This is a genomic window from Rhodococcus sp. (in: high G+C Gram-positive bacteria), from assembly GCF_049591685.1.
Lineage (GTDB): Bacteria > Actinomycetota > Actinomycetes > Mycobacteriales > Mycobacteriaceae > Rhodococcoides.
In genome coordinates this window covers 1-3,438 of record NZ_JBAWFH010000415.1, presented here as the reverse complement: position 1 = coordinate 3,438, position 3,438 = coordinate 1, and the positions used below count along the sequence as shown (strand labels likewise).

General features: G+C 66.4%; 6 protein-coding genes. 3 read left to right on the top strand and 3 right to left on the bottom strand.

All coding sequences use genetic code 11. The features are described from left to right. Together WBQ44_RS17760 and WBQ44_RS17755 are read right to left on the bottom strand one after the other, a co-directional pair. Positions 1-533 (bottom strand): wax ester/triacylglycerol synthase domain-containing protein (locus WBQ44_RS17760; RefSeq protein ID WP_495567992.1); only part of this gene is annotated, 533 nt, incomplete at its 3' end. Further along, a complete protein-coding gene (locus WBQ44_RS17755) occupies positions 530-1,291 on the bottom strand; it encodes a wax ester/triacylglycerol synthase domain-containing protein (protein WP_495567991.1) in 762 nt (253 codons plus the stop codon). The genes WBQ44_RS17755 and WBQ44_RS17760, both read right to left, overlap by 4 nt. A 58-nt stretch (positions 1,292-1,349) precedes the next feature. Here WBQ44_RS17755 and sp36 point away from each other — a divergent pair, with 58 nt between their 5' ends. Further along, positions 1,350-1,517, top strand: a complete 168-nt coding sequence (sp36, locus tag WBQ44_RS17750) for a Sp36 family protein (protein WP_495567990.1) — start codon at positions 1,350-1,352, stop codon at positions 1,515-1,517. 5 nt (positions 1,518-1,522) lie between these two features. Continuing rightward, entirely contained in the window at positions 1,523-1,975 is a 453-nt protein-coding gene (locus WBQ44_RS17745; RefSeq protein ID WP_495567989.1) for a RidA family protein, read from the top strand. A gap of 52 nt (positions 1,976-2,027) precedes the next feature. Here the strand turns inward: WBQ44_RS17745 and WBQ44_RS17740 are convergent, their stop codons facing one another. Continuing rightward, positions 2,028-2,885 carry a Gfo/Idh/MocA family protein gene (locus tag WBQ44_RS17740; RefSeq protein ID WP_495567988.1) on the bottom strand — a complete coding sequence of 286 codons (858 nt, stop codon included), beginning with the start codon at positions 2,883-2,885 and terminating at the stop codon, positions 2,028-2,030. Between the two features lie 17 nt (positions 2,886-2,902). Between WBQ44_RS17740 and WBQ44_RS17735 the strand changes: the two genes are divergently transcribed. Next, the coding region (locus tag WBQ44_RS17735; protein WP_495567987.1) for an MBL fold metallo-hydrolase at positions 2,903-3,438 on the top strand (536 nt) is incomplete at its 3' end.

The window sequence follows — 3,438 nt, the reverse complement described above, 5'->3', positions numbered from 1 at the left end:
GCCGCGGGGAGAAGCGACCGCGAGGCCGCCGACGTGTCATCGGACGGCGTAGGTCGAACGGGTTGCTGCGCGAACAACTTTCGTGCGATCTGCGACGCGCCGCGACCGTCGGCCAGAGCGTGGCTGACCTGAAACACCACCACTGCGGCAGACCCGTCGGTGTGCGGAACGCCCCTCACCGCTGGAGCGACGTGCACGCGCCAGGCAGCCGAGGTCGCGTCCACCGGCTGCCGAACCAGCCGTCCGACGGCGTCCTGCACGGCCCCCCAGGACTGTGCCTGCAACTCGTCGACCCGAGCTTCCTTCGGGGTGTGGTCGCGGACCCAGCGCGGATAGTCGAGATTGCCGGGGACCTCACGAATCCGCTTGTTCAACTCGGGAATCAGATCGGCGCGCCGAGAGACGAAGTGCGCGATGTCCTCCATCGTGGCCGGCTCGGTGTCCCACGCGAACGCGAGGAGAACGTACTGGTCACGCGAAGTGTCCGTGGACGCGTAATGGAACGCAGCGTCCATGATGTGGAGTCGGCTCACTGCGTCGACACCTCCACAGCGCCGGACATCTCCTCGACCGTCTCGAGCAAGAGGTCCCGATACCGCACGTGGTCGGGCACTGTGTCGGGGCAAGCCAGTACGACCACCGTGACCACGTCGCCGACACCGAAGAAGCCGTGCACCACCGAGCGCTCTTCGGTCAGCATCGGAGTTCCACACGTGAAAGCAACGGAGCTGCCGCATAATTGGAGCACCGCGGGTCCGCGGTCGACGCTGACCACGTTCCGCTTGCCGACAGAGATCGGCAGTTCCGGCGCCGATGCGAACAAAGCGCCCGACAACCGAGCAAGCCCCAGGCCGTCGGTCAGCGCATGCGTTGCCTGCAGAACAACGACCGTTGCGCGTCCGCGCACTGTCGGGACGCCCTCGACGCCGCGGATGACATGCAGGTGCCAGGGCCGCACACGCGCGTCGACACCGGCTTCCAGAAAGGTGGAGACGAGCCGCTGGCACTCGTCCCAACTCCCGCCGTCGAGATCGTGATCGGACAGGTGGTCGTTCACGCGCGCCGCGCTGACCACCCACGACGGGAAGTCGAGGTTCAACACGGACTCCCTCGAGACGACGTTTAACGCGGGGATGTTCGGCACCCGCTCGGCGACGTGGGCGAGCACCTCGTCGAACGAAGGCGCGCGCCCATCCCCCGAGTCGAAGACGTAGATCCCGTACATGTCGGTGGGGCCGCCCTCGGCCCGCAAAAAGTGAAACGCCGCATCTTTGGTGTCGAGCTTCGTCATAGCGACGAACCTTATGGTCGACGCCGCGCCGGCGCCACCGCCGACTAGGCTCACCCGCATGAGCGAAAAGACAACCTGGGAGTACTTCACCGCACCGGTGCTGATCCACGCCACCAAGCAGATCCTGGACAACTACGGCGCCGAGGGGTGGGAACTCGTCACCATCATGTCCGGCCCCAACGGCGGCGACACCCTGGTGGCATACTTCAAGCGCCCGAAGGCATAACCGGCATGACCTGGACCGAGCGTCTCGCCGAACTCGGCATCGAATTGCCGCCCGTCGCAGCGCCTCTGGCGGCGTATGTCCCCGCTGTGCAATCCGGATCGCACGTCTACACCTCGGGTCAGCTGCCTCTGGTGTCGGGCGAATTGACGCACACGGGCAAGGTCGGCGCCGAATTGTCCCCCGAAGAGGCGGCCGCGGCGGCTCGGACCTGCGCACTCAACGCGCTCGCCGCGATCCACGACCTCGTGGGTATCGACTCGATCAAACGGGTCGTGAAAGTCGTCGGCTTCGTCGCCTCGGCTCCCGGCTTCACCGGCCAGCCCGCGGTGATCAACGGCGCCTCGGGCGTCATCGGCGAAATCTTCGGTGACGCCGGAACGCACGCCCGATCGGCAGTCGGCGTAGCCGAGCTACCGATCGGCGCGCCCGTCGAGGTAGAGCTGATCGTCGAGGTGTAGCCGCGACCACCTCGAGGTGGGTGGCAGTGCCGGGCAGCGCTCGTGCTGCCACCTACATGCGGGCGAGACAGCCTGCCAAAATCTTCTGCAGATGAAGGCCTCGGTGGACCGAGCAGGAGTGATCGGTTGTCGACTCGACCGATTCGAGAAACTCGTCGAGCAGCACCCGATAGCACTCGGTGGCAGGCGTCGATCTGTCGTCGAGCATGGCCACACCGTCGCTGCCACTCAATTCGACTCTGAACAGCGACGGCTGTACCGGCGTTGCCAACGACAACTGCGAGGTGCTGACGCTGCCGCCGGAGTGCTCGAGCACCACCGTCCACGTATCGGACGCATCGTCGCGGCGACACAGCACGACGTTCTCTACCTCACCCAGTGCGGCGTCGAGCAGATCGAACACGTGCGGGCCGACATCGAAGAGGGCACCGTCGCGGTGACGCCACGGCGACTGCGAGTATTCGCCCCCGAGCACGGCCCCCGACAACCACGTTCCCGCGCCCGCGCACCACTTCTTGCCCCCGGCTTCGTGCAGGAACGCCCGAGTTTCCGGGGCGAACCGCCTGGTCAACGTCACGATGGACCGTACGTCAGCGTGCCCGACCGCTTCCACGATGCGCGCTGCGTCGTCCTCGGTGGCGGCAATGGGCTTGTCGAGAAGAAGATGCTTCCCCGCTTCGGCGGCGGTGACCGCGAGCCCGGCCTGCACTTCGGGCGGTACCGCGAACGCAACGGCGTCGACATCGCCGATCAATGCCTCGACACTGTCGTACACGGGAGCGCCCACGGCCGCCGCGGCGTCGGGACGACGAGCCCACACCCCCGCGAACTCGACCCCTGGATGATCCCTCAGCGCGGGCGCCTGCGTTGCGCGTGCCCACGGACCCGCACCTACCAGTCCAATCCTCATACTCCTAAGGTACGACCATGACACTCGCGCACCCGGCATACGGTCGACTACGGCAGGTGACGCCGACCGCGGCGGTGTTGCTCGCCGACAACCCGGGCAACATGACCCTCGATGGCACCAACACCTGGATCCTGCGGGCGCCGGGGAGCCAGGACTGTGTCGTCGTCGATCCGGGACCCAAGGACTCCGCGCATCTCGACGCAGTTGCGGCGACGGGCAACGTGGTGCTCGTCCTGATCACGCACCGGCACAAGGACCACACGGGCGGACTGAAACGGTTTCATCGCGCAACGAAGGCGCCCGTGCGTGCAGCATCGGAGAAGTTTGTGCACGGCGGCGTGAGCACTCTGGTCGACGGCGAAGTGATCGATGCTGCCGGACTGTCCATCACCGTGCATGCGACACCGGGCCACACCGCCGATTCGCTGAGCTTCGGGCTTGACGACGCAGTGCTGACCGGAGACACGATCCTGGGACGTGGAACCACGGTGCTCGACCCCAAGGACGGATCGCTCGCGGACTACCTGTCTTCGCTCGACGTGCTCGAATCGAT